18 protein-coding genes and 3 tRNA genes are annotated in these 26492 nt (G+C 43.5%); 13 read left to right on the forward strand and 8 right to left on the reverse strand.

Going from position 1 to position 26492, the window contains the following annotated elements; genetic code table 11:
• Positions 1 to 26 precede the first annotated feature (26 nt).
• From ACK4EX_RS10960 to ACK4EX_RS10970, 3 genes are all read left to right on the forward strand, one after another.
• The gene (locus ACK4EX_RS10960; RefSeq protein WP_277028833.1) at positions 27 to 3089 is read left to right on the forward strand and encodes a hypothetical protein; all 3063 of its coding nucleotides are present in this window, start codon (positions 27 to 29) and stop codon (positions 3087 to 3089) included.
• 79 nt (positions 3090 to 3168) lie between these two features.
• Complete coding sequence (locus ACK4EX_RS10965) at positions 3169 to 4881, forward strand: hypothetical protein (protein WP_124397214.1); 1713 nt, start codon at positions 3169 to 3171, stop codon at positions 4879 to 4881.
• Between the two features lie 97 nt (positions 4882 to 4978).
• Positions 4979 to 6997: a hypothetical protein gene (locus ACK4EX_RS10970; RefSeq protein WP_148086783.1), complete on the forward strand. Its 2019-nt coding sequence runs from the start codon at positions 4979 to 4981 to the stop codon at positions 6995 to 6997.
• A 9-nt stretch (positions 6998 to 7006) separates the two neighbouring features.
• Here ACK4EX_RS10970 and ACK4EX_RS10975 read toward each other — a convergent pair whose 3' ends face one another.
• Positions 7007 to 7648, reverse strand: coding sequence for a YdeI/OmpD-associated family protein (locus ACK4EX_RS10975; protein WP_124397212.1), 642 nt, complete (start codon positions 7646 to 7648; stop codon positions 7007 to 7009).
• A 65-nt stretch (positions 7649 to 7713) separates the two neighbouring features.
• Positions 7714 to 8766, reverse strand: a complete 1053-nt coding sequence (locus tag ACK4EX_RS10980; protein WP_124397211.1) for a DUF6588 family protein — start codon at positions 8764 to 8766, stop codon at positions 7714 to 7716.
• Positions 8767 to 9134: 368 nt separating this feature from the next.
• On the opposite strand from ACK4EX_RS10980, the gene ACK4EX_RS10985 reads away from it, so the two are divergent.
• The 8 genes from ACK4EX_RS10985 (at position 9135) to ACK4EX_RS11020 (ending at position 16500) form a co-directional block, all read left to right on the forward strand.
• Positions 9135 to 9207: transfer RNA gene (locus tag ACK4EX_RS10985), tRNA-Pro, on the forward strand.
• A 74-nt stretch (positions 9208 to 9281) separates the two neighbouring features.
• A tRNA-Pro gene (locus ACK4EX_RS10990) sits at positions 9282 to 9354 on the forward strand.
• Between the two features lie 63 nt (positions 9355 to 9417).
• A tRNA-Pro gene (locus tag ACK4EX_RS10995) sits at positions 9418 to 9490 on the forward strand.
• Between the two features lie 351 nt (positions 9491 to 9841).
• On the forward strand, positions 9842 to 10666 hold the full coding sequence (gene tatC, locus ACK4EX_RS11000; RefSeq protein ID WP_409772733.1) for a twin-arginine translocase subunit TatC: 825 nt from the start codon (positions 9842 to 9844) through the stop codon (positions 10664 to 10666).
• Between the two features lie 104 nt (positions 10667 to 10770).
• Positions 10771 to 12390, forward strand: coding sequence for a replicative DNA helicase (dnaB, locus tag ACK4EX_RS11005; protein ID WP_409772735.1), 1620 nt, complete (start codon positions 10771 to 10773; stop codon positions 12388 to 12390).
• Complete coding sequence (locus tag ACK4EX_RS11010; protein ID WP_371851057.1) at positions 12347 to 13645, forward strand: asparagine synthetase B; 1299 nt, start codon at positions 12347 to 12349, stop codon at positions 13643 to 13645. The genes dnaB and ACK4EX_RS11010 overlap by 44 nt, the downstream gene beginning before the upstream one ends.
• Complete coding sequence (locus ACK4EX_RS11015) at positions 13645 to 14445, forward strand: SDR family NAD(P)-dependent oxidoreductase (RefSeq protein ID WP_409772737.1); 801 nt, start codon at positions 13645 to 13647, stop codon at positions 14443 to 14445. Before ACK4EX_RS11010 ends, ACK4EX_RS11015 begins: the two co-directional genes overlap by 1 nt.
• 51 nt (positions 14446 to 14496) lie before the next feature.
• Positions 14497 to 16500, forward strand: a complete 2004-nt coding sequence (locus ACK4EX_RS11020) for a thiamine pyrophosphate-dependent enzyme (RefSeq protein ID WP_409772739.1) — start codon at positions 14497 to 14499, stop codon at positions 16498 to 16500.
• A gap of 8 nt (positions 16501 to 16508) precedes the next feature.
• On the opposite strand, the gene ACK4EX_RS11025 is transcribed toward ACK4EX_RS11020, so the two are convergent.
• The 3 genes from ACK4EX_RS11025 to ACK4EX_RS11035 are packed head-to-tail and all read right to left on the reverse strand — an operon-like array spanning position 16509 to position 19837.
• A complete protein-coding gene (locus ACK4EX_RS11025; protein WP_409772741.1) occupies positions 16509 to 17942 on the reverse strand; it encodes a sugar transferase in 1434 nt (477 codons plus the stop codon).
• A 15-nt stretch (positions 17943 to 17957) separates the two neighbouring features.
• On the reverse strand, positions 17958 to 18857 hold the full coding sequence (locus ACK4EX_RS11030; RefSeq protein ID WP_409772743.1) for a hypothetical protein: 900 nt from the start codon (positions 18855 to 18857) through the stop codon (positions 17958 to 17960).
• Entirely contained in the window at positions 18854 to 19837 is a 984-nt protein-coding gene (locus ACK4EX_RS11035) for a Gfo/Idh/MocA family protein (protein ID WP_409772745.1), read from the reverse strand. The genes ACK4EX_RS11030 and ACK4EX_RS11035 overlap by 4 nt, the downstream gene beginning before the upstream one ends.
• Before the next feature lie 173 nt (positions 19838 to 20010).
• Here ACK4EX_RS11035 and holA point away from each other — a divergent pair, with 173 nt between their 5' ends.
• Together holA and mnmE are read left to right on the forward strand one after the other, a co-directional pair.
• Positions 20011 to 21024 (forward strand): DNA polymerase III subunit delta, encoded by a 1014-nt coding sequence (gene holA / locus ACK4EX_RS11040; protein ID WP_409772747.1) that lies wholly within the window; start codon positions 20011 to 20013, stop codon positions 21022 to 21024.
• Entirely contained in the window at positions 21018 to 22388 is a 1371-nt protein-coding gene (gene mnmE / locus ACK4EX_RS11045; protein WP_409772749.1) for a tRNA uridine-5-carboxymethylaminomethyl(34) synthesis GTPase MnmE, read from the forward strand. Before holA ends, mnmE begins: the two co-directional genes overlap by 7 nt.
• A gap of 530 nt (positions 22389 to 22918) precedes the next feature.
• Here mnmE and ACK4EX_RS11050 read toward each other — a convergent pair.
• From ACK4EX_RS11050 to ACK4EX_RS11060, 3 genes are all read right to left on the reverse strand, one after another.
• On the reverse strand, positions 22919 to 24142 hold the full coding sequence (locus tag ACK4EX_RS11050; protein WP_409772751.1) for a gliding motility-associated C-terminal domain-containing protein: 1224 nt from the start codon (positions 24140 to 24142) through the stop codon (positions 22919 to 22921).
• Positions 24143 to 25007: 865 nt separating this feature from the next.
• Positions 25008 to 25184 (reverse strand): hypothetical protein, encoded by a 177-nt coding sequence (locus ACK4EX_RS11055; RefSeq protein ID WP_409772753.1) that lies wholly within the window; start codon positions 25182 to 25184, stop codon positions 25008 to 25010.
• A gap of 28 nt (positions 25185 to 25212) precedes the next feature.
• On the reverse strand, positions 25213 to 26492 hold a 1280-nt coding region (locus ACK4EX_RS11060; protein ID WP_409772756.1), incomplete at its 5' end, for a hypothetical protein.

Genomic DNA, 26492 nt, shown 5'->3' on the forward strand with positions numbered 1-26492 from the left:
GTAAGCTCTTAAAAAAACCACAGCCTATGAAAAACTTTTTCAACTTCCTGGCGATATACCTGAGCGTATTATCATTTGTAACCAGCGTCTGCGCACAAGATAAACCTGCACAAGGGCAAGGCAACAATCCTAATGTGATTCAGCCTTTTGGAGTGCCAAAAAACCAAATTTTACTTGTGAGCAAACAAACCGGGCAGGCCACAACCCTTAACGGTCAATTCAAAAAACAAACAGACCAGTTTGAAAACGGAAAAGTAACCCTTAGAACAGAAGGACCTGTTACTATTCAGGTAAATCCATCTCAGGCCTCATTGAGCGACCCTGGCTCCATAGAGCTCAGTATCGGCACAAACCAGACCATAACCTGGCAAGGTACTTTGAGTGCAAAAGTAGCTGATGCTCCTGAGCCCGGGTTTTCTACCCCGGCCAAAATCACCGGAACTTATCAAATCGAATATGCCAAAACCCTGCAGCCCGGTGAATTTGCTGATTCTACATGGACAACCGTTGACGAAAACGGCAACACGCGCTATCACGGTCTCATACGCCAATCGGGTATGGAAGAAATGAATCTGACTGTGGTGAGCATGAAGGTGGATTTGCCCGAAATTTTGTGTTTGGGTGCTGCAGGATCAAAAGTGATCAATGCTGCACAGGCAGTTTATCCCCAAAATTTTCCTGGAGCCAATTATCGATGGAGGGCTCTTCATCCAAAAGTGCGGATAACCAATGCCCAAACTCTGACACCAACCATTACCTTGCTTGATACTTCTATCAAGAATGCACAAGTAGAACTCGAATACAGCATCGGAAATGTGAGTTATACCTACCGAAGTATAGTGAACAATTGTGAATGTCTTTGTACACCCATTGCCGGAAGCGTACTTGTCGGTCCTATAGAAATCGCAGTAAATGTGAATCCCATGACACCTGTACCAGATGCCAATGGACATTGTACCTATCAGGCTAATAATGCTGCAATGAGGCTAAAAATGGATGAAATGGGAGGAGTTGTACGTATGGCTGAGGTACAAGGTGTGACAGTCGGCATCAAAAGAGTTTGCGATACGCGTGCTGTGATCGGAGGGGTACTTTCCTGGGAAGGTAATGCAGAAGTGCCGGCATTGGAGTTTCAGTTGCCTACAGGCCAAAAAGTCAAAGCATTAGACTTGGCATTGAAAAAGTTTGCCTTAGAAGTAGATATCAACGGCAATCTGAAAGGCTCAGTACAGGTCAAGGCTACCAATCCCGAAGACAGAGACCTCTCAGCCGGCCGTGGAGTCATTCTTCTCAGAAAAGGAACAAATTCAACAGTTACCTTCAATTTTTCCAATACAAATTCTTTTACGGGTACCTGGAACTGGAGCGGAATTCAGGGCATTGCCATCGACATTGTTAAAAAAGATGGAAATCAGGATAAAGTAATTGCTGACTTTAAGGGCGACTTTTCAAATCAAGGAGTGTTGAAAGGCACTTTAAAAGCTAAACCAAATGCCAGGTACAAGACCAATGCCTTTACTGTATCACTTGATGAATTAAGTTTAGGACTTGAAGCCAGTATACCTGATGGCACCTTTCACTTGACCAATGGAAGTGGGAAAGCCACTGTTTCTGATCTGAAAGCTGTAAAAGGAACTTTTGTGCTTGTGCTGAACTTTCCTCAAGGGGGAGGTTGCAATGCAGAAGTACAAGCCAATAAGGTAAAAGCATTTTCGATGGATCTGGATGAGCTAAATGTAAATGCTGATTTTGATAGGTATTTTGACCTGACCAAAATTCAGGGCTCTTTAAAAGCAAAACATTCAAAATTCAATGCCAAAATCACTGTGGCAACCTTCTTAGTGGAAGAGGGTGGCCTTAAAGAATTTAACTGTAACGGAAAGGTTAAATATTCAAAATTTTCATTTGATCTGAACAAAGCTGAATACAAAGACGAAATACTAAAAATCAACGCAAGTGTTGAACTCAGTGCCACTGGAGTAAAAGCTGCGGCCAATATTCGGGATTTTACCATTGACCAGGCTGGCGAAATTGCCGTGGGCGGGGTATCAGGGCGTCTTAAACGAGGCTTCTGCGAACTCGAGGTAGATATGACCTTTAAAAACAATGGCTTTAAAGGCTCATTCAGAGGCGAGTTTGCTAAAATTGGCCTTGACGGATCACTGGACTACGGAGTTGTAGATGAGCCGGAGGAGTACCACTATGTTTACTTCAGTGTAGCAGCAAAAACACCTGGAATTCCTATAGGAAACACTGGGTTAAAACTCACACAAGTAGGAGGATCTGTGGGATATAATTACTCCTTTACAGGAATCGATGGACCGGGTCAGCCGCAGAAAGATACCTATTTGATAGGAATACTAGCCGGTATAAGCGATGTGGCTGAAATGTGTGAGGTGGTTGGCAAAATCGAATTAGCACTTACCACCGAAAACGCAACTGTTACTATAAAAGGTAATGTAAAAGTACTGAAAAATACACCCTATTTTAAAGGTGAAGTGGTAGCAGCTTATGCTATACCAGCTAATACCATAAGTGGCCACGTAGGGGCTGATTTGAATTTTCCAACAAATGGATCAATCCTTCAATCAAAGAATTTAAAAATTCATTACTTTTTCGGAAACAACCAGTTTAAAGCCAATGGAAACAACATGGGTGGTGATATGTTTGGTGGTTTGGTGAAACTTCACAACGGATATTTTAATCTGCAGGGCAATCTCGATGACGTTAACAGTTTTACAGGTAGTATCGGTGGCAAATTGACCTCTGAGTTTAATTACAGAGATTCATGGCTTAAGGGAGTGGTTACCTTTACAGCAAGACTCCAGCTGAACTCGCACGCAGATATGAACCTTGACATAAATGGTTTAAGTGGTAGTTTTGGTATTTATGTTCAAGGAATTGCGCAGGTTAGGGTAGAAACCTTCTTTTACGATTTTAATACAGGAGCCTCAGCTGAAGTGTGGGGAGATGCTTCGTACATGAACAACACCCTGACTGTTTCCGGAAGAGCAAGAATTACCTTGCCGGCAAGCATTCCTGGCTATGGAAACCAGATCGAAAGTCCAAATATTTCATTTTCTATTTAAAGAGCTTGACATGAAACAGTTGATTTTGCTCCTAATATTTTGCAAGAGCTTGATTTTGAGTGCACAAAATGAATCTTTCGTGCTTACAGCTGGGAGCCCCGATGGGCTACGCTGGTCATTTTTCTGGATGCCAAAAACAGTTCCAGCCAATTTAAACGGATTTATTTTAAAAAAACGCCGTGAAAAAGAGCGTCAATGGTCTGTTGTGGCAGGTCCAATATCGTTTGAACTTTCTTCAGCTAAGTCGTATGAAAATTTAGGTTTGACAAATGAAACGCTTTTGTCTTTTCGTGAAGAAATCGATTCGCTCTTTCAATCAGGCAAATTAAAGCAGATAGATAATTCTAAACTTGTAAGTGAGCTGCAAGATTCTGAAAAGTTACAGGAATTTAAATTTGGAATAAGCATTAACTACAATGTGGCAAGGGCAGCAGGTCTGGGTTGCGACGATTCAGATGTACAAATGGGCATAGCATACGAATACGGTCTGTTTCTGATGATTAATCAGAAGGAACAGAGTAGACCTGTTGCAACCTTTCGCCTCGTTGGCGGAGAAAAGTTTTTTTTCAATCGAATTTATGACTTTAATGTGCGACTGTTTACGAACAAAAGAAACGTGCAGTTGCTCTGGCGTGCCGATCAGCAAACTCTTAACCTTTTTGCACACAGAGGTTTTAATGTCTATCGGCGCAATGGTGATGAGTGGATCAAAATCAACCCAACACCTGTGATCCAACGTAATCCTGATGGATTTTACTCGGTTTACGATAGCAGCGCATCTCCCACAGAGGTCAATGAATATTCCATTCGCCTGATTTCCTTTTTTAATTTCGAAGACAGCGAAAACTTTTTTAAATACGATCCAAACGAGATCATTGAAACCTATGAAAAACCTGAAATACTTCAAATCATCGGGAATCTGTCTTATGACCAAGGTATTCTGCTAAATTTTAAAATAGCTGAAAGTGTTCAACGTCATATCGATCGCTTTGAAATATGGCGGGCATTGCCTCCTGGCCCTTTTACCAAGATAGGGGTGATCTCTGATCCAAATACCTATTCTTATAACGACAAAGGGCCATTAATACCGAAAGAATACTACGCATATCGGATCAAAGCAGTGTATAAAGACCAAACAGAGATCTCAAGCGACGAGGTAATGTTTTATTACTTGCCTAAAATCGTCCCACCACGCCCTAAAAATTTAAGAGCTACGGTGCGTACCCAAAACATGCGCACTTTCATTACACTCGAGTGGGAAAAGGGAAATCAACAAGACACCATTACTCAGGAATTTTACATATACGCATCTCACCCTCTGTCAAACGACCTTCGGTGGATCAATTTTGAAGAAGCAATTCGCGAAACCCGCTTCGTCTATGAAGTGCCTATGGATCAGGGAGCAACTTATCGCTTTTGTGTATCGTCTTTAGGTAAGTACATGTACGAAAGCGAACCAAGTGATACCATTACAGTAAAAGTGGCCTCGAAAGTGCTCCCGGTACCGATTATAAAGCGCTGGGAAGTAGACTCAAATACAGCCATGATTTATTGGGAATATCCAGATGTGTCTGATTTAAAGGGGTTTCGGATCTATCGCGATGGCATGCTAATCATTACAGAAAATGATTTATCCGCTGATAGGCGGTCATTTTACACAGGCCCAATGCGCTATTTTAGTCAGTACCGGTTTGAAATCGAAGCAATTAGTCACGACGGCATGGCGAGCATGCGATCTGTACCCGTTGAGATAGTAACAGAGAAGAAGAAAAAACAAGTTTCATCCAACTAACTGAGAATCGTTCATGCCGGCATCATGTAATTTATTGGCTTTTTGTCAGGTGCTATTTTGGGCAATTTTTGTTATTACCTCAATGAATGCTCAGGAGTTGAGATACCAAATTCTTGCACCCGAGCCTGAGGGGGTAGTGCCGGCAGAAAACCTGTTTGTGTCCATAATGCTGGATGACCAAAGAACTTTTGTACCCGGGAAAGTGCGCATTTTTCTAAATAAGAAACCCATCTATCCGGAAATAAAAATTCAACAACATACTTTGTCTTTTATTCACTACGAGCTCCTTCGCAATGGAAGAAACTATTTGAGGATTTTTTTTAAAGTACAAGGTTTATCTGGGTGGCAAGAGGTGGAGTGGCATTTTTTTGTAAATGAACGAACACCTGAGAATGCTAAGGAAGGCCAACGTAATAAAGAGTACTCATTTGGAGGCACAATATCTTTTGACAACAGAGAGCAGTTTCTTACAGGACCGGGCGCAGCGCTCAGGCAAGAACCACCTTTTACCCGCACGCTTACTGCCAATACGCGTTTGGTGCTCGATAGAGTAACGATACCCTTTCAAATGTTTGCTACCAGCGATAATCGACCTTTTCTTCAGAGCAGAAATTTTTTTCAAACTGGCTTACAAACCTCCTGGTTTGAAGCTTTGGTAGGAGATCTAAATCCGGCGTTTGACCGACTGGTGCTCTCAGGTGTGCGCATTACGGGCTTCAGCACTCATGTGAAGGTTGGGGGCTCAGGCCTGCACATAGTGCATGGCCAACTGAATAGACCCGTAGAAGGCCGGCTGGAGCGATGGGACGAAAAATTTGGGACAATTCCGCAGAATATGATAAACGATTCTCAATTGGTGGTGCCAGGCACTTACCAGAGGAATTTGACTGCCGTACGAATGTATGTAGGCAACAAAAAGAAAACTTGGATGCTGGCTTTGCAAGGTCTCAAAGCAAAAGACGATACTTCTTCAATTCAATATGGATTGGCTCCTAAAGACAATCTGGTAGGTGGTGCTGAATTTCAGGCCCGCCTCTTTCGTCGAAGGGTTCTCCTTCAATCAGGTATTTCACTCAGCGCCATAACCAACGATATTTCACTCGGGGTTTTATCAAACCAGGAACTCGATACCAATTACAATGTAAAACTTCCCTTCGATCCATCAGCATTTCAGCGGATTTTTGTAATAAATTCATCTACTAAGCCTACACAAATTTCCACAGATTTTGTCAGTTATTTTATTAACATTAATTGGAGTACAAGCTGGCACCAAATGACGGCTGATTACAGCCGTATTGGTCCACAGTATTTTTCTCTCAGCAATCCCTTTTTGAGAAACAATACAGATAATTTGCTCTTTCAAGAGCGATTGTTTTTGTTCAAGAAAAAACTCACCATCACAGGCATATATCAAGCTTATACAAATAATCTGAACAACGCCCTGCTTTCAACTTTAAAAACAGAAAACTATGGTGCTGGTGTACAAGTAAATATTTCGGCAAAATATCCGACTATTTTTTTTCAGTACAACCGACAAAGCCGTTTGAGTACAAGAAGTGTAATACCTGGTGCTGAGGTTGATGATTATCTCACAATGTTCAATGGCATCATTTCCTACAATGTACAGCGGGGCAGGTGGAATACAACGTTCAGACTAAGTGGATTTTTAAATGAAAGAACAGACCGTATTCGCCCTGGTTCGAGCAACACGTTTTACAATGTAATGATCGGCCTGGGCGAGCGATTCGGGAGCAGAACTTACCTGTCCTTGGATTTTGGTAAAACATTGCTATACAGTAATGTACAAGAAAAATTGAGTGATGTGAACGCTTTTAATGTAAACCTTTTGTACGACCTTATAGAAAACAAACTGCAGGTAAGTGCATCGGCGGGTAATAATCGATCGCTTTCATCGGCATGGAACTTACCACAGATTCGCAATTCGTTCATTATGAGAGTGAGATATGTGGTAGTTAAAGGGCTTACAATCGATCTGGAGGGTGGATGGCAGCCCTTTGAAGACCGAAACACACCCATTAACAATTATCAGGATGGCTACGCATATGCCCGGGTAAGCTATGACTTCTTTGTGTCGAACAGGTCGTTGGCCCGCTGACATATATTTCTATTTTGCTTTGTATTTGTCGTACAGTCCTTTGCCTTGGAGAATCAAGGGAATACACTTTTCAATCCTTCGCAATCGGGCCTCAGGTGTTTTAGGCTCGGCGAAATACAGCAGATATGCCTTTTGCCGGCCAGGTGTGAGTTGATAGAAGGCTTTTTTTAAGCCTGATACCGATTCAAGTTTTTGTGTGAATTCCTCTACTTCAGGTGGTGAATTTTGTTTGAAGGTGACTTTTTTTACGGAGCTCTCAAGTTGGATGGCCTGGGCTATCAGGTAAAGAATGTCTTCTCTATGCTGTTCAACCTGCGTCGTATCAGTAAATCGTATAACTCTGCCAACCTGTGTATTTTCACCTGGCTTTACAAGTAGACCTTTCGGGTCGTGAAGTAGAGCTCCTTTAAAAAAACTTAGCACGCAGTAATCTCTAAAAGCTCCAACGATTGCTACATTTTTGCCATTGTAGGTATAGCAGGGGGCATTCCACTTAATTTCTTCTTTTAAGGTGGTGCTTCGCAACAGGTTGATCAGTGCTAAAAGCACAGAATTGTGGATGATTACACTGCAATTTGCTGTATTCCAGCGTTCGCAACGACCACAGCCGCTTTGTAAATAGTGCGTTACGTTTTCAGGTTTGCGATTCATACAAAAAAAATCCCCCAAAGGTAAACTTGGGGGATTTGAAAGGATGTGTATTGGATTGCTATTGTTTAGAAACCTATTTTTAATCCGAAAGCTACACCTGCATTGGTAAAGGTACCGAGCATGTACTGTGCCTGAAGGTAAAAGATGCCGAGATTGATAAAAAGGCCACCGCCGTAGTTGATCATAGTGTTGTTTGTCTTGATGTCAACAGGATCTTGAAAATCAAGTTTGATCTGGTCTCTTATCGGGCCTGGAACACCTGTGAAATCTTCGAAATCATAGGTAAATCTACCGGATAGGAGCAACTCGTTGCTGTAAGTAATTCTCGAAATCTGTAGATAAGGTTTGATGATCCACAAGTATTTACCAATGGTGAGGTCAAAGGAGCGGGAAGTAGAATTGAAGGTAAACTTGTTGGGGTTTGGATTGTCCTGGATGGGGTTGTTGATAGCGATGTCTAACTTTTGGTAGCTAAAGCCTGCCTTGATTTCGAGCGGCAACTTAAACCAGCCGGCTATATCGTGAATTACGCCTATACCCAGTAATCCAATTTGACCTGTTTCCTGAATGTTTGTATTAGGGACATAACGAAGGGCTAAACCGGTATGTATTGGTGTCCAAATTCCGAGCTGTGCTCCAGCTGCTGGGGTGATTTGTATCGGCAGGTTTAGACCCTCAAGGGCATCGATATCCACAGTTACGTAATCGTTTTTAATCGGGTCGAAGAGGCGATTGCCATTGTCATCGGTTATGAAATAGCGCATGGTGTTTGTCGTCTGGCCGCCGGTGAGGGTAGGCAGAATGTTGTCGTTTGGATTTACCAGTTCGAAATTGACTTTGTTGAGCGTATTAAAGTCAAAGGACTTGTAAGTATCTGGCAGCAGGCTACCTGTGACGAAGGTAGAAATGTTGATGTTGAACTTTGCACCAGCTTTATGGGGTATTTGCCACATGAGGCCGTTTGCAGCACCGAAAGACTCGGTGAAAGGACGTAGGTATGCACCGAAGTAGCTGTTGAAATTTGTTTTAATTTCATTTGAAAGTCGCTGATTATCAAACGTCTGAGCATATGACTGTACGATGCACGACATCAGCATAAAAAGAAATAACTTTTTCATTTTACTTTATTTTTATTACAAATGTATTTTATCAAAATTCTTTAATTTATGATACAAATGATGTAAAAAATTATTTTTGTGTAGTTTCTGTAAATTTTGTTAAGTTTTGATCTTTTCTTATCGAAGGGTAAGAATTTTTAGATAGTTTTACTTTGAAATCGCCCGGGGAGAAGTGTTTATAAAAAAGGATATTTGAAGGGGGATTCAAAGAGGGAATAAATTTCGACTTAAATTGGTACCACGCTGGTTTTGAAAAGTATGCGGTTGGGTTTTTAAAATTATATTCTTTTTAGAAAAATTGCTTTTGAGAAGCGGAAAAGTTTAATAGCTTTGCAGCCCCTTTTCTAGAGAAAGTTCTTTGTAAACGACGGGATGTAGCGCAGTTGGTAGCGCACTACGTTCGGGACGTAGGGGTCGCTGGTTCGAGTCCAGTCATCCCGACTTTCTGCGGCTATGCCCCGGGCTGATGTGCTGCGTATTGTAAAGAGCTAAATTGCCCAAATAATATATTCCATCGGGATGTAGCGCAGTTGGTAGCGCACCTGGTTTGGGACCAGGGGGTCCCAGGTTCGAGTCCTGGTATCCCGACCTTGGTGAGTAGAAGAGGCGTTGGTTTTATGCCAATGCCTCTTTGTTTTGAAGAGGATGTTTCGGGATGTAGCTCAGGTGGTAGAGTACACGTCTGGGGGGCGTGTGGTCGCTGGTTCGAGTCCAGTCATCCCGACAAAAAATGTAAACTAATAGAGCAGGTGTGAAAGCCTGCTTTTTTTTTGTCTTTCAGGGAGAGCTTAATGGGGTTTTTGTGAGGAAGCCAAACGAAGCGAACAGCTCAAGAGAGATTAAGAAGGCGCGTGTGGGTACAATACACAATTAAGGCGGAGCTGAGCCGAATCAAAAACGTTAGGCGACCTCCAAAGTAGTCAGATACAGACAAAGATGCCACAGCATCTTGTCTGGACAAGCCCAGACGAAGTCAGCAATCGCTGCCTTTTCTGGACAAGCCTGAGAGGCTTGCCCATTTGAGTAAACTTCGAAGGGAACCCATAAAGGAAAAAAGTTCAGTTTTTTATGAGCTATGATTTTTGGTAAAAAAAACAGTAAGATTAAGGATGCCGAGATGAGTTTTCTGGGGCATCTGGAGCAGCTGAGGGTGCACATCATTCGCTCGGTGGTGGCTTCTGTGGTGGCCGCTTCCGTGGTATTTGGCTTTAAAAACTTTTTCTTTGATGTGGTGCTGCTCAGTCCGACCAAGGCGCAGTTTGTTACATATGAGCTTTTCTGCTCGGTTAGTAAGTTTTGGGGTGGCGAGGTGTTTTGTATGGAGGAAATGCCCTTTCGGATTGTGAATTTGAAAATGGCCGGGCAGTTTGCGATGCATTTATGGGTTTCGCTGGTGGGGGGTGTGATTTTGGCCTTTCCGTATATTGTGCTGCAAATATGGCTTTTTGTGGCACCGGGGTTGAAGCCTGAAGAAAGGAAATATGCCGGTGTTTTGATTGGGTCGAGCAGTATTTTGTTCTTTTTAGGGGTTTTGTTCGGATACTTTTTGATTGTTCCGCTTACGGTGCAGTTTCTGGGTACTTATCAGGTCAGTGATTCGGTGGCAAATCAGATCGATTTATCGTCGTACATCTCAACGGTAACGAGTGTACTGCTGGCATGTGGGGTGATGTTTCAGCTACCTGTGCTGGTGTATGTAGGTTCGAAACTTGGACTGCTTACCCCGGAGTGGATGCGAAAGTACCGCAAGCACGCCTTTGTGGTAGTGCTCATTGTGGCGGCTGTGATCACTCCGCCTGATGTAGCCAGTCAGATTTTGGTGACAATACCTGTAATGATCTTATATGAAATCAGCATCTTGATCGCCTCCCGAATATCAAAAAGACAAACGTTGCGGTAAGGTTGGTGAGAATATTTATCAACACCTATGGCTATAAAATGATTTTTTAGGACTTTTACTCAGCGAGCTTCGGGACGCTAAGATGTAAAAAACATTGACCTGCTATGGAACAAATCAGCCAGATAAAACTGCCTAAAAAGCAAGATGAGGCTAAAGACTTTTATTTGAGTCAAGGCAAAGTGCCTCCACACGACCTAGGGCTGGAAGAAGCTGTACTTGGCGCCCTTCTAATCGACAACAGAGCAATTGGAGAGGTGCTTGAAATCTTACAGCCTGAGCACTTCTATAATCCAAAGCACGGAATCATCTTCGAATGCGTCAAGGAGCTCTTTAGCCGTAGTGAGCCGGTGGATTTACTGACTGTAAGTGCTGAGCTGAAGAAGAACGGAAAGATTAAAGAAGTAGGGGGCGATGCATATCTGGTGTATTTGAGTCAGCGCGTGTTTTCGTCAGCACACGTTGAATATCATGCTCGAATCATATTAGAGAAGTACCTGCTGAGAGAAATCATATATATATCAGGGCAGTTAGAGAAAAAAGCTTTTTTGGATGAAACAGATCCGATCGAGCTGCTCGATGAAACGGAACAAAGGCTCTTTGAACTCACTGCAGGTAACCTTAAGCGAAACTTTACCACTGCTGGCGACCTGGTTAAGGATGCTTTGAAGCAGATGGAGGAGATTAGCAAAAAGGAGGGATTGAGCGGTGTACCGAGTGGCTTCAGAGCTCTTGACAGCATCACGGGTGGTTGGCAGCGTTCTGATTTGATCATTTTAGCCGCGCGACCATCGATGGGTAAAACGGCTTTTGTGCTTTCGCTGGCGCGCAACATGGCAATTGAAAACAACATTCCGGTTGCTTTCTTTTCACTGGAGATGTCGGCTGTGCAGTTGATTATGCGACTGATATCGTCTGAAACAGGGATCCCTAACCAAGCCTTGCGCAATGGTCGGCTAACTCCTGATCAATGGAACATGCTCTACACTAAGTCGAGCAAACTGGAAAAGGCACCTCTATTCATAGATGATACGCCGTCGATATCCATCTTTGACTTAAGGGCTAAATGTAGGAGGCTAAAGGCGATTCACGACATTCAATGCGTGATCATCGACTACCTACAGTTGATGACCGCTGGCAATCAGAAAAATGGTACTCGAGAGCAGGAAATTTCGAGCATTTCGCGAGCCCTGAAGGTCATAGCAAAGGAACTCAATATTCCGGTGATCGCTCTGGCACAGGTAAACAGAGCGGTGGAATCGCGTGGAGGCAGCGACAAGCGACCTATGCTGAGCGACCTGCGCGAATCGGGCGCCATAGAGCAAGATGCTGACATCGTCAGCTTCCTGTATCGACCTGAATACTACAAATACGAAACCTGGGAAGATGGTACGCCATGCGCCAACCAGGCGGAGTTGATCATTGCCAAGCACCGTAACGGTGCATTGAAAAATGTGCGCTTTCGCTTTGAAAATGAAACGACTTCTTTTGTTGAAATGGGCATACCCGGCGAAATGGACACCTCAGAGTATGGAGAAATTATCTTAGAATCTAAGTTGAACCGCGGAGGAGGCATCGCTGCAGACGATTCAGGAGGGCAGAGCAATATCCCAACGTTTATTCCCTTTGGCGGACCATCCTTTACGCCTTATAGAAATCCGGCAAGCGGAAGTACATTTGTAGATGACTTTGCCAGCGATTCGGACGAGGATGATACGCCGTTTTAATAACATCACTCTATTTGCGATTATTTGGTTAACATCTTCAACTGTCTGGGGAGACTATCTTCTCATCCCGATGGATGAACTCAGCCAAAGGAATCACTTAAAAAGCTATGGAATTGCATACTGGACGATAAAGAATCACACCCCAATTGAATGGCTTCTCAACTACAGAGGAGGCTCTTTTTTGATTCCAGCACGCGATGCTGTGGTGCGGGAGTGCAGAATCAGAGGGGTGTCGTTTGAAATACTGTCATCTGCTCAAGCCGAACAAATTCGAACAGAAATTTCGAGCCCGGCAGTAAATATGGATGTGGTGAAGCTGGAAGTAGTTCCGAAAATAGCCGTGTATACCCCTCCTGGTAGTCAGCCCTGGGACGACGCGGTGACGCTGGCTATGGAATATGCCGAGATTCCCTACGACAAAATTTACGACCGCGAAATTCTGGAAGGCAAGCTAAAAGACTACAACTGGATACACCTGCATCACGAAGACTTCACCGGACAATACGGTAAATTTTATGCCGCATACCGCAATGCTCCCTGGTATATCCGTCAAAAAAATGAGCTGGAGTCGCTGGCGCGAAGCCTGGGTTTTGCCAAGGTGTCGCAGCTGAAGCTCGCAGTAGTAGTAAAGCTGAAAGAATTTATTGAAAATGGAGGATACCTATTTGCCATGTGCTCAGCTACAGATTCATACGATATTGCTTTGGCTGCTGCTGGTATTGATATCTGCGAAAGCATGTTTGACGGTGATCCGGCAGAACCCAACTACAATTCCAAATTAAACTTTGGAAACACCTTGGCCTTTCGGAATTTTACTCTAAGTACAAACCCTTACGAATACGAATATTCGGATATAGACATGACCAATGTGCGCAGGGTAGAAGTGGAAAACGACTACTTCGGGCTTTTTGAATTCTCTGCCAAATGGGATGTGATCCCTACCATCCTAACCCAAAATCACACTCGTGTAATTAAGGGATTTATGGGACAAACTACGGCATTTAATCGAAAATTGATTAAACCGGGTATTGTCATTCTGGGAGAGAACAAACAGCTCAACGAAGTGCGCTATTTATATGGTGTACACGGCAAGGGATTTTTCACCTTCTATGGTGGGCATGATCCGGAAGACTATCAGCATCGGGTAGGCGATAAGCCTACGGATCTGGATGAGCACCCTAATTCTCCCGGTTATCGTCTAATACTCAACAACATACTGCTTCCGGCAGCTCAACGCAAAAAACAAAAGACTTAATGACCGACTATCTCAAGGGAAAAGTACTTTGGATCACCGGAGCCTCCTCAGGCATCGGTAAAGGTTTAGCATTGGAACTTAATAAAATTGGGAACTGTACTCTAATATTGAGTGCCAGAAGGCGCGAATTGCTCGAAGAGTTGGCCAAACAGTGCACACAGGTGAAGGTGCACACACTCCCGTTGGATTTAGAAGACTATGCAAAAGCCAGCCAATGGACTGAAGAGGCTGTAAAACTTGCCGGTCGAATCGATATTTTAATCAATAATGCGGGAATTGGTCAGTTAAGCAATTCGCTCGATACGCTCGACGAGGTTGAGGAAAAAATAATGCGCATCAACTACTTTGGTAACGTAGCACTTGCCAAGGCTGTAGCCCGCAGGATGATCGCACAAGGCGGTGGGCAGATCGTGGTAATATCCAGCGTTTTAGGTCAGTTTAGTCAGCCGAGATTGGCCACTTATGCCGCATCGAAACATGCTCTGTATGGTTATTATGAAGGCTTCAGAGAAGAAGTGCGGAAAAAGGGCATAAAAGTCCAGATCGTGAGTCCTGGATTTATAAATACTGAAGTCACGCTCAATTCGCTCAAAGGCGATGGCACTAGGCTTATGAAAAACAGTCCGGCTCAGGAAAAAGGGATGCGCACAGATGTATTCGCGCGCAAGCTCATCAAAGTGATGCAATCGGGCAATGAGCACGTTTACATCGGCGGTCCGGAAATCTTGGCAGCTTATTTTAAACGATGGTTTCCCAGGCTTTTCTATTGGCTGATGCGCAGGTTCGTTTTCAAAACTTAACAACACATCACTGCTCACTACCTGCATAGATTTGCACTTTAAATTTTACCAATGGCCGATACACAGGTATTGCTTCACTTTGATCGATTTGTCGATAAATTTTCGAAAGCAGAACTCATCGATATATACAGAAAAATCCTTTTGCCCCGCTTGATTGAGGAAAAAATGCTCATTTTGCTTCGGCAGGGCAGAATTTCCAAATGGTTCAGCGGATGGGGTCAGGAGGCTATTTCGGTAGGAGTAGCCTATGCAATGGAGAGCGATGAATATTTGCTGCCCATGCATCGCAATTTGGGGCTCTTCACCACTCGCGGAATTCCTTTACATCGGCTTTTTGCGCAGTTTCAAGGCAAGCCCCTGGGTTTTACCAATGGTAGAGATCGTTCATTTCACTTCGGCAGCAATGAACACCGCATCGTAGGGATGATCAGTCATCTTGGTCCTCAAATGGGCATTGCTGACGGGATTGCTTTGGGCAATGTACTGAAAGACAACAAAAAAGTAGTTGCCGTTTTCACCGGCGACGGTGGTGCCAGTGAAGGTGATTTTCACGAGTCTGTAAATGTGGCTGCCGTATGGAACTTGCCAGTCATTTTCGTGATCGAAAACAATCAATGGGGGTTAAGCACACCGAGCAGCGAGCAGTTTCGCTGTGCGCGTTTTTCTGACAAAGGCATTGGCTACGGTATTGAGGCCGAGACCATTGATGGGAATAACATTCTGGAAGTGATCGATGCTGTGCGCTACTGGAGACAAAAGCTCAGCCAGGGCAATGGCCCGGTATTACTGGAGTGCATTACCTTTCGCATGCGCGGCCATGAAGAGGCCTCTGGCACAAAGTACTATCCGTCAGGTATACAAGATGAGTGGGCAAAGAAAGACCCGGTAGCGCAGTACGAGCATTTTCTGTTGGAGGAGGGCGTGCTGACAGAGAAACTCGTAAACGAAATTCGTTCTGAGATCAAAGCACTCATCAACTCAGAGCTGGAAGTGGCTTTTTCAGCACCTAATGCTGCCTTCGACCGCGAAAAGGAATTGGCCGATGTTTATGCTTCGTTTGATTATAAAATCACTCACCCTACGGGTAATACTCGCGAGATGCGTTTGCTCGATGCCATCACTGATGCAATGGATCAGGCCATGCAGCGCCATCCCAATCTCATCTTGATGGGTCAAGACATTGCGGAATACGGCGGGGTATTTAAGGCTACAGAAGGCTTCGTACACAAATATGGCAAAGCCCGTGTACGCAATACTCCCCTGTGCGAAAGTGCCATAATAGGTGCGGGTCTGGGCCTATCAATCAATGGCTTTAAGGCCATGGTGGAAATGCAGTTTGCCGACTTTGTGACCGAAGGCTTTACACAAATCGTAAATAACCTTGCAAAAATCCACTACCGTTGGGGGCAGAATGCCGACGTAGTGGTACGTATGCCTACAGGAGCCGGCGTAGCCGCCGGACCGTTTCACAGCCAGAGCAATGAGTCTTGGTTTGCTCACGTTCCGGGTCTTAAAATTGTCTATCCAGCCTTTCCAGTTGATGCAAAGGGTCTGCTGCTCACCGCTTTCGAAGATCCTAATCCGGTCATGTTTTTCGAACATAAAGCGCTGTATCGCTCAGTAAGCGGTCAGGTGCCTGAGGGTTATTACACGTTACCCTTTGGGCAGGCCAATGTGGTATCAAAAGGCAAAGACCTTACACTGGTAACTTATGGCTTCGGAGTTCATTGGGCATTAGAATATAAAAAAAATCATCCTGAGTACAGCATTGAAATCATTGACTTGCGCACTCTTATACCCCTTGATGAAGAGACCATTTATCAATCCGTAAAAAAGACCGGTAGAGCACTGGTGCTTTACGAGGATACTTACACCGGAGCTTTTGGCGCTGAGATTGCAGCGCGCATCAGTGAATTTTGTTTTCGATGGCTCGATGCACCTGTAGGCAGAGTAGGTTCGTTAGATACACCTGTGCCGTTTAATTCAGTTCTCGAAGAGGGTTTTCTGGCCAAAAGCCAAATGGATGAAGCCATTCGTCGAGTGCTGGAGTTTTAAGATGGATCTTATTTTCCCCTGCCTTGCAGAACGATGACGATAGTGTAGAAGAGGATTTTAATGTCGTTCAACAGATTAGCGTTCTCCAAATACACCAAATCGTATTTAAGCCGTAGTATCATTTCATCCACATTTTCCGCATAACCAAACTTTACCATTCCCCATGAGGTAATTCCCGGTTTGAGTTTGTGAAGTTGGCGGTAGTAAGGGGCTTTTTTCACAATTTGATTGATGTAATATTCCCTTTCGGGTCTTGGGCCCACGACCGACATTTCACCTTTTAAAACATTGAGAAACTGGGGGAGCTCGTCGATTCTATATTTTCGCATGATGCGACCCCAGGGTGTAATGCGCGGATCGTCTTCGCAACTGAGTTGTGGGCCGTTTGTTTCTGCATCGGCGATCATTGACCGGAATTTGATAATTTTAAATTTTCGACCTTTGTAGCCAATGCGCTCTTGAACGAAGAAAATCGGCCCCGGTCCCGAAGCTTTTACCAATAACATCGAAAGGAGAAATACCGGAGAAAAAATCACTAAAACAAGGACTGACACCACAATATCAAACACACGCTTCACAAAAGCCTGAGTGGCGCTAAGCGGCTGCGTTGGTATTTCGACAAGAGGTTCACCATACGACTCGAGCTTTACCTTACCGCTGAGAATGTCGTATGTGTCAGGGATCATTTTAACCTTCACATCCTCATCTTCCAGCAGTGTGAGGATGTTTTGCACTTTTCCGTGCTCGCGCGATTCTACAGCTATGATGACTTCTTCTACATCGATTTCTCTAATTATACGTTCCAGATCCGTATAGTTGCCTAAATATTTTAAGCGCTTTTCGAGCAGAAATTTTATGTTGTTGTCTACACTTACAAAGCCTATAAATCGATGACCTGTTGAGAAGCTTTTACCGACAATATTATTGTATAAATCCACAGCATTTTGATTGCTGCCCACTATAATAGTATTGTAATAAATTTTGCCTTTTTGGATCTGGTGATTGGTTCGCGATGTAATGATGAATCGGAATAAATAAGTGAGTAAGAAATGGTAAGAGAAAAAGATGAAAAAAGATTTGTAATAATCTCGGTAATCTAATACAAAATCGTCGAGAAAGAAGAGAAAAAACAAGAGGATAGAGCCGAAAAGCGTTTGATTGAATGTTTGAAAAAATTCTCTAAGCCTCGAACGGCGAAAGATGTCGTTGTAAAAGCCTGAAATTTGGTAAATAGCAAGCCATATACCTGTAAATACGAGCGCTCCCAGTAAATAATTAATGTCGAAATTAAAAGAAGTATTGATTTGAAAAATACGAGTTTCGATGTATTTTTTTCGATAATAAAATAGTACGGAATACGATAAGATCGATGCTAGAGAATCGAAGGTTACATATATAGCTTTTTGGAAAAATTCTCTTCTTTTTCTTTCGCGTGAAATCATGCTAAAACTTCGATTCTACTGCAAATAGACCAATTTTAAATTGTCGATCAAAAATTCAGTGGATGGTGAATTAATTTCTGGTTTTACAGCGCCCAAAAAAATTTGATAGTCTAAAGCATTCGGATTACCTGATACTTCGGGTGTAAGATCGATGTATATCTTTCTCCATTCACCCGGTGTAGGGCGAATCTGCACTACAGGAGCTTGTACCACTCTATCAAATAAATTGGCGAAAATGCCTACTGTAAAGGGCTGATTACCGCTGAAATTCATTTCCAGATACACTTTACGCCCATTTTTTGGGAGCACATATCGATTCGATGTAGCGATTTCGACCAGTGTTTGCCCGGGCTTTAGAGCCACGCGGCCTGAGGCAATATTGATTTCCGGTTTCTGAGTGTTCTGAAAAATAGTATCGGGATGGGTGACTTTTACGATGTCGGTATCTGATTTTTCAGTGCGCTGCAGTGAAATACCCAATCCATCGAAGTCTTCGACGATGATCACTTTTGCATTCTCTCTGTAAAAAGCCTTAGGTATGGAATCCATGGTTGCTTCAAAGTAATACGACTTACCCGGTTGGAAGTTAAAAGTTTCATTTACTGGCTGCAGCATGCTGTACACATCGCGCATAGAGCGGATGCCATTAGCTGATATACCATAGCGCAATGTGATGGAGTGCTGACCTTCAACCGGAATAAGTACTCGAGCCGGAAGTTCATAAACGCCTAATTCTCTGTTCTCCAGCGTTACCCATACACTATTTATGCTGTGTGAGGCTGTTCCCTGGGTTACGTAATCGGTTATCATCTCTACATCAGGTATGTAGAGATATGCTGGTACGGGAGCTTTTTCAAAGGTACATGACAGGGAACTGATGATAAGGAATATTAAGAGTAGTAGTCTTAGCGTCATTGAATCATTGAAAGGTTTACACGTATTTTCTGAAGAATTTCATGTGCCACCTCAAGGGAGTTCACACCATCATCGAGCGTTACTTCTTCAGTTGTATTATTAGCAATCGAGTAATAGAACGTTCTCAGCTCTTCTTCTATTGCGTTTAGAGGCTTTATTTCCGGTTTAGTATATTCGAGTTCCTTGGTTTCGCCGGCAGCATTTTTGAGTGTGAGGGCAAAAGGATTTTTACCTCGCGCATTTTCAGGAACTAAAGAGATAACTTCACTTTCTTTGGTCAAAAAATCCACGCTGATGTATGCATCGCGCTGAAAGATGCGCATTTTGCGCATTTTTTTCATACTGATTCGGCTGGCGGTAAGATTAGCTACTGCACCGTTAAGGAATTCAATCCGTGCATTGGTGATGTCAGGTGTATCGCTGATGACGGCTACTCCGCTGGCGCTGATTTTTTTTACGGGCGACTGAACAGCTGCGAGCACTACATCGATATCGTGAATCATAAGATCCAGAACTACTGGCACATCGGTGCCTCGAGGATTGAACTCGGCAAGGCGGTGTGCTTCGATAAACATGGGATTTTTAATCTGGTCTTTTACAGCTAAAAAGGCGGGATTAAAGCGCTCTACATGGCCTACCTGTACTTTTACTTCTGCTTCAGCATAAAGTTTTTGCAGTTTCCGCGCCTCTTGAAGGGTGTGAGTTACGGGTTTTTCGATGAAAAGGTGTTTGCGGCTTTTTAACACACGACGCGCCAGCTCAAAGTGTGTGGTGGTGGGTGTTACGAGATCAATCGCGTCTGAAGCTTCTAACAATTCATCGAATGTGGAGAACACATACACTCCGTGATCTTCACCTACCTTTTGAGCGGTTTCGGCATCGGCATCATAAATACCACTTACACTCCACTCAGGTATATTCAGCAAACATTTGAGGTGAATTTTACCCAGATGACCAACGCCAGCAAGTCCGATTTTCATTTATTTCCTTTGAGACGGGCAAAAATATCATTACACAGAAGTTTGAATCTCTTAATGATCTGTTTTTGTGATTTTCAAAGTCGAATCGCCCTTTGTTCAAAGGCAATTTCTTACATTGAAAAAATGCCGGCACATGCTTCAATGTACTTTTGTGCTTCATTTTGTCGCGTTCTATGGATTTTGAAAAAATCAAAAAAGATATTCTTGACAAGCAACTTTCCAATTTTTATTTACTTCACGGCGAAGAGCCTTATTTCGTAGATCAGCTCACCCATTTTATTGAGCATACCATTCTTCAGCCAGAGGAGCGAGACTTTAACCAAATGGTGCTTTACGGGGCAGAAACGTCGGTACAAAGAATCATAGAAGAGGCAAAGCAGTTTCCTTTTGGCGCACCCTACAGGGTGGTCATTGTTAAAGAAGCCCAGGAACTTTTAAATATTGAACAACTCCGAGCATATTTGGAAAATCCTAATCCTCAAGCCATACTGGTTATAAGTGCAAAAGGAGAAAAAATCGATGGTCGATTGGCTATTGTACAATTAGCCAAAAAGAAGTTTGTCGAATTTTATTCTCCGAAAATAAAAGATTACCAGATGCCGGCTTTCATCCAGGAGTATCTGAGAAGCCAGGGCATACAGGCTGACAAGCATGTGTGCGATATGATCTATGAGGGTGTGGGTACGGAGATATCTGTATTAGCCAATGAAGTACGGAAAATACGCTTGTATTTCGGAAAAGATAACATCCATCTCAAAGCCGAAGATGTAGAGAAGCTCATCGGTGTGAACCGGGAATTCAATGCCTTCGAACTGTCAAATGCTGTCATGCAAAGAAATTTTGAAAAAGCTGCACGCATTGTCCACTTTTTCAAAAAAAACCCGAAACAGCACCCGGCAATCCCGATTGTGGCCGGAATATTTAATTCGTTTTACCAATTATACGCGATCTACTTGGCCAACATTCAATCCGAAAGTCAGGCCGCCGAAATGCTAAAACTTCATCCCTACGTGGCGAAAAATCTGATGGGCTATAAGCGCAACTTCTCAGAGGAAGATTGCGAAATGGCCATTCTCTATTGCACGCGCTGCGATGCCCGCATCAAGGGTGTAAACAATCATTCGACCGACGCTTTTGATGAGATTTTTGATTTGATTTACAGACTTACACATAAATACTGGTGGTGATTACAGATACCATAGCAGCCATAGCCACTCCCTACGGCCAGGGCGCCATTGGGGTAATCCGATTGTCGGGAAAAGATGCTTTTTCGATTGTAAAGGAGCATTTTAAGCCTGCAAAGGGCTCATTTGAGCCAAAGCTGGTAAAGGGCTACACCCTTCGATACGGAGAGTGGTGGTATCAGGGAGAGTTGATTGATGAGGTGCTGATTTCCTTTTTTGTACAGCCGCATTCTTACACCGGTGAGGATGTGGTTGAGATCAGCTGTCACGGCTCCCCTTACATTTTGAATCGAACTTTGGAGAGCTGTCTGGATACAGGTGCCCGACTGGCAGAGCCAGGTGAGTTTACGCTCAGGGCTTTCCGAAATGGCAAGATGGACCTCGGCCAGGCCGAAGCTGTCGCTGATCTGATCGCATCGGAGAGCAAGGCTGCCCATCAGGTGGCCATGCATCAGCTCAAAGGACACTTCAGCCGCGAACTCGAGCAAATGCGCTCGCAACTCATCGAATTTACCGGTCTTCTGGAACTGGAACTCGACTTTGCCGAAGAAGATGTGGAGTTTGCTGACCGAAGTCGTTTTTTTGAATTACTCGACCGCATCAAAGAGCGACTTCGCTCGCTGATTGAGTCTTTTTCGCTGGGCAATGCCATAAAAAACGGTGTGCCCGTAGCTATACTCGGTGCACCGAATGCAGGCAAATCCACTCTGCTCAACGCCCTGCTGGGTGAAGAAAAGGCCATCGTATCGCACATACCCGGCACTACGCGCGATGTGATCGAAGATGTCATTACCATCGATGGCATTCAATTTCGGTTTATCGACACAGCCGGCCTGCGAAAAACCAGCGATGAGATTGAAGAAATCGGCATACGCAGAGCCCTGGAACGCGCTTCAAAAGCACGAATTATTCTCTATGTTTTTGACGTACATGCGAGTTTGCAAAGCGAAGTGCAGGCTACTTATGATTTAATCAAGGAGCATGCTCCAGAAGCGACCATCCTAAAGTTGGGCAATAAGGCTGATTTGGTACAAAAAGTTGAATCCTTGGGCGATGATATTCTCTTCATCTCAGCAAAGGAAAAAGTAGGGATTGATGTACTGAAAAAGGCTCTTGTAAAGGAGATTTTTCACGAAAAGCGGATTGATAATCAGGTCATCATCACCAATGTGCGCCATCTGGATGCGCTTAAGAAGTCGCTCACTGCCCTTGAGGAGGCTGAAAGGGGACTTCGTACGGGCTTGAGTGGTGAGTTGGTGGCCATCGATTTGAGGCAGGCGCTATACCATATGGGGTCGATTACAGGGCAGGTCGTAGCTGACGACATCTTGGGATACATTTTTGCGAATTTTTGTATTGGGAAATAGTGGGCATTTCTACTGTAGAACTCTCAGAAAAACGCAGATAAGATTTTAGTTTTATTTGAAAGTTCAAAAAGCTTCTTGAATTAACCCTTGACCCTTAATCAAAAATTTACTGTCCCCTTACCCCCCCCACTCTCCGCGTTTTTGGGCGCAAAGGGTAGGGTATTTCTTCTCAAATAAGTGGAAGAGCTCTCAGAAAGGGTTTTGATTAAAAATAAAGTTTAAAGGAGCGTAGTTAAAAAAAGCTAGCGAAGCCGAAGGTTATTGCTTTGAGTTTACATACTTTCTCCTTGCTCAATGTAAGCGAAACTAATCTATCACATTTTTTCCTGTGTCGTTCCAATGGAGCTAAATGACGGTTTGTAATTACAAGGCTATTCACATTACGCCCCGATGGGGCTATAATCACATCGCTCTTTCTGTATGAATAAAAAAATATGCATTCCTCCGCAATAAAAATCCGCAGCAATAATCTGCGTGCATCTGTGCTTCAAAAAAGTTTTAGTTTTAGTCAAAGTTAATGATCAAAAAAATCACCGGTACAGCCGTATCTCCCCCCGGCGGATGGGCATGGGATTGCCGTGGCGGTCGGTGTGGCGGATTACGTACAGGTACACCCCGTCGGGCACCGGGCGGCCGCGGTGGGTGCCATCCCAGCACTGGCTGATGTCGTCGCTCTGATAAACAAGTTCACCCCATCGGCTGAAGACCTGTATCTGGTAGCTGCCCAGGTTATCGCCTACCACCTCGAAGCAGTCGTTTCGCCCGTCGCCGTTGGGCGTGAAGGCATTGGGGATGTAGAGGGTGGTTTCGCAGTTTTGCAGCTCTACCCTGAAGTCCTGCCGGTAGCCCCCGCATGGGTTGCTCACTTCTACCCAGTACGTGCCCATCTGCCGGGGAGCAAAGGTAGGCGAAGTACTGCCGTCGCTCCACAGATAGGTGGCGCTATCAGCCGATACATCGTAGAGCACCGGCCCGAAGAAGCACACGGCCGTATCGTGTACCTTCACCGTCGGTGGGTCGATCACCGATACGCTGACTGTATCGCTTACTGTACCACAGGGAGTGGACACCTGCACCCAGTAGCGACCCGACTTGCTGACCGACAGGGTGCTGTCGGTACTGCCTGTACTCCAGAGGTAGGTGGCCGGAAAGCCCTGAGACGCATCCAGCAGCACGCTCTCACCACGGCAGAGCAAGGTATCGGAAAAGCCCAAGTCCACCTGGGGTACAGGCAATACCTTCACCGAATCGCCCATGGTCGTAATGCTGTCGCCATCGTACCAGAGCTGCACCTGCACATAGTAGGTGCCATGCTGCGGATACTTAACCACGGGGTGAAACTGCGAGCTGTGGTTTAGCGGGCCCAGACCGGCCGGGTCGCCAAAATCCCACCACACCGAATCAGCTATGGCCGTATAGTTGAGATGGAAATGAGTAGAGTCGGTGCAGGCATTTTTGACAATAAAAGCCGGAGGCAAAGAATTAAGAGGTAAGGGAGATGGAAAAGTGCCGAAAGTACTATGCGGAGGGCCCTGATAAATGTCAAATTCAAATGTGACCTGATTGATATCATCCGCATCAGAGTTTAAAATGCGATGAACCCTGTTGTTCGATGGGGATGAATTTACATAATTTGGTAAGTTAAAATTTGCATATTGATTTCTGATAAAATATAATTGATCAACATTGTAGGAGTATAAAGATATATTATTAAGAAAAGAACCACTCTGAGTCACAAAAAAAATGTTTCTCAAAGCTGTTTTTAGATTTGCAGACAGAGGAACTTCCTGCACATTATTTGTAAAAACTAATGGATCTTTGATTTTATATAAGTCATATCTAAATATTCTTAAATCATTGGCAGTATTCAAGGAAACAAAGTAAAGATATCTTCCTAGATTTGATGGAATCATTAAAAGTGAAGTCAAGTTGGGAACCAATAAATTAAATTTAGCATCAATTGTTTGATGTTGACCAGTTTTAAAATCTATTATTTTCAAACAAAAACAAAAATTCGGAGGAGAAGTCGCATTGTTAAAAGTTATTAAAAGGTCCCTGATTACATCATAGAAATAAGGATAAATCGACATCGTTATTAATGGTATTGTATCAAAGAAAACATTATTTTTTGTTATTTTAAAAGCTAAAGTATTAAAAACATTTGATGAGAAAAAGTTGATTGATAATGGTGCATAAAGTAACTGAAATGAATTATCTGCTTTTAAATGAATTGGAACATTATATGTTCCAATTCTACTACGAATTGTATGATTTGCACCAATAATATGCGATATTATCGCATTTCCTGAATGCAAGTTTATTTCAAAAACAGAATCGACATAGAACGAATTTTGTGAAAAAACCAATTTGTTTAATCTACAATTAAGTTTACTGAAATTATTCTGAAAACCAGAGAAAAAAATATTGAAAGGACTAATCGTATCTACATAGCAAAAAAAGTGATACATCACCGAATCAGGATCATCGGGAAATTTGAGAAAATTTGAAGGTAAAAACGAATAAATAAGATCGAAGTATTTACTACATGCATCTGCTAAGAATTGATGTTGTGCATCGAAGTATTTACCATTGAGGAAATAAAATTTTATTTTTCCATCTTCATCCGGCCATACCGATACCTGGTTGCTCCATTGCCGATAGGGCATAATCGTACGCTGCTGCCATGAGGGCACCTGTGAAAACACCGGAGTGCCCGTTGTTAGGTCCATCATGATGCCTTCTCCAAAAATGACCTGCTTCATCTGCTGGCCATAGCTGACCAGCAAAGTCACACATATCATCAAAAGTATTCGCACACTACAGCTCATAACACAAACAATTTTTTGCTTATGCCTTTTTTGGTAGTCAAAACGTACACACCTTGTGGAAACCGATGTACAAAGGATGCTGCATTATGCGGATTTCCTCTGAAAATCACTTTTCCGGAAATATCCTGTATCGCAACAGGCTGGTCTTTTTCAAAATGTTCTAACAAACGAAGGTTTTGTTCGGGTTTGTCTTTATAAAAAATAAGATTAGTACCCGGATTGGGGAGTCTATAAGCAGGTGATGGAGGGGTACGACCAGCCTTAAAGTATATGTTTTGATCTTCGCCCCACCAGCACATAGCGTACAAATTGGTCAATTTGTTACACATATTGTATGCGATGGATGGATAAAATAAATTGATGCCGGATGTGATGGTGCTGTTTGCATCTTTGTAAATGGATGAATGAGTAGTTCCATGTATTTCGGCACCGAGGATGTTAAGACTTCCGAGAAAATCATTCGACCAGATTATATCGGCAATGTCTCCATGCACAGCAATGACAGGCTTTTGTGCTGAAGTACCAGATATGTTGATATCATACCACGAAGGTGATAGTGCATTGGCGTGTGTGAAAAAAACCGCATTATTGTCATCTACGGTTATGTAATACAATTGGTTATTGAGCGGTGTACTGTCTATATACCCATCAATGCGCGGATGTATTTCCAGATTTGATACAGACAAGGGGTCTTCCGGGGCATGATTCGTAGAAACATGATCAAAATAATCGACACAGTGAGTAAATAGCGATATGATTTCGTATCCAACCGTTGTAAATTGAATCAAACTGTTTATACCACTCCTACTTATGTTGACATCTGGATTAATTCTGTCTAAATAAACACGCGATCCTGATTGAGTAAAAGTTATTGTTGGAACGGATACAGGGCCGCTAAATGGTCCTCCAAAAATGCCATGATAATATTCCAAATCTGGTGTACCGCTGAGGTTTTGATAGACGATTGCAATCCTTGAACCCGCAGACTCACAATCTATTTCTCGATCAATATTCGGATGCCGACCATTTGTTGATAAAATAGTCGCAGAACCAAACGCCAAGGTGGTGGCAACCGGTGGACTGCATGTAAACTCATGCAGTACTATGTTTGTACCCATCTCATACACCACGTATCCCCATAATCCTTCTCTACCTACAATGATATCAGGATCCTGTGCTCCTGCGGGTAGCGGTAGCATGTGTGGAGGATTACCAGAGCCAGGCACATAGTAGGCAATGCCGGGATTGTCGCCATCCCAACAATAGACTTGTGCCA

The sequence above is a fragment of the Thermaurantimonas sp. genome, from assembly GCF_046299575.1.
Taxonomy (GTDB): Bacteria; Bacteroidota; Bacteroidia; order Flavobacteriales; family Schleiferiaceae; genus Thermaurantimonas.

What these genes read in the sequence shown, in the direction of transcription:
- ACK4EX_RS11055 (WP_409772753.1), bottom strand. Translation starts at nt 25,184, where the DNA reads ATGTGTGACTTTGCTGGTCAGCTATGGCCAGCAGATGAAGCAGGTCAT.
- ACK4EX_RS11025 (WP_409772741.1), bottom strand. Translation starts at nt 17,942, where the DNA reads ATGATTTCACGCGAAAGAAAAAGAAGAGAATTTTTCCAAAAAGCTATA.
- ACK4EX_RS11030 (WP_409772743.1), bottom strand. Translation starts at nt 18,857, where the DNA reads ATGACGCTAAGACTACTACTCTTAATATTCCTTATCATCAGTTCCCTG.
- ACK4EX_RS10980 (WP_124397211.1), bottom strand. Translation starts at nt 8,766, where the DNA reads ATGAAAAAGTTATTTCTTTTTATGCTGATGTCGTGCATCGTACAGTCA.
- holA (WP_409772747.1), top strand. Translation starts at nt 20,011, where the DNA reads ATGGATTTTGAAAAAATCAAAAAAGATATTCTTGACAAGCAACTTTCC.
- dnaB (WP_409772735.1), top strand. Translation starts at nt 10,771, where the DNA reads ATGGAACAAATCAGCCAGATAAAACTGCCTAAAAAGCAAGATGAGGCT.
- ACK4EX_RS11010 (WP_371851057.1), top strand. Translation starts at nt 12,347, where the DNA reads ATGACTTTGCCAGCGATTCGGACGAGGATGATACGCCGTTTTAATAAC.
- ACK4EX_RS10975 (WP_124397212.1), bottom strand. Translation starts at nt 7,648, where the DNA reads ATGAATCGCAAACCTGAAAACGTAACGCACTATTTACAAAGCGGCTGT.
- ACK4EX_RS11020 (WP_409772739.1), top strand. Translation starts at nt 14,497, where the DNA reads ATGGCCGATACACAGGTATTGCTTCACTTTGATCGATTTGTCGATAAA.
- tatC (WP_409772733.1), top strand. Translation starts at nt 9,842, where the DNA reads ATGATTTTTGGTAAAAAAAACAGTAAGATTAAGGATGCCGAGATGAGT.
- ACK4EX_RS10960 (WP_277028833.1), top strand. Translation starts at nt 27, where the DNA reads ATGAAAAACTTTTTCAACTTCCTGGCGATATACCTGAGCGTATTATCA.
- ACK4EX_RS11035 (WP_409772745.1), bottom strand. Translation starts at nt 19,837, where the DNA reads ATGAAAATCGGACTTGCTGGCGTTGGTCATCTGGGTAAAATTCACCTC.
- ACK4EX_RS11015 (WP_409772737.1), top strand. Translation starts at nt 13,645, where the DNA reads ATGACCGACTATCTCAAGGGAAAAGTACTTTGGATCACCGGAGCCTCC.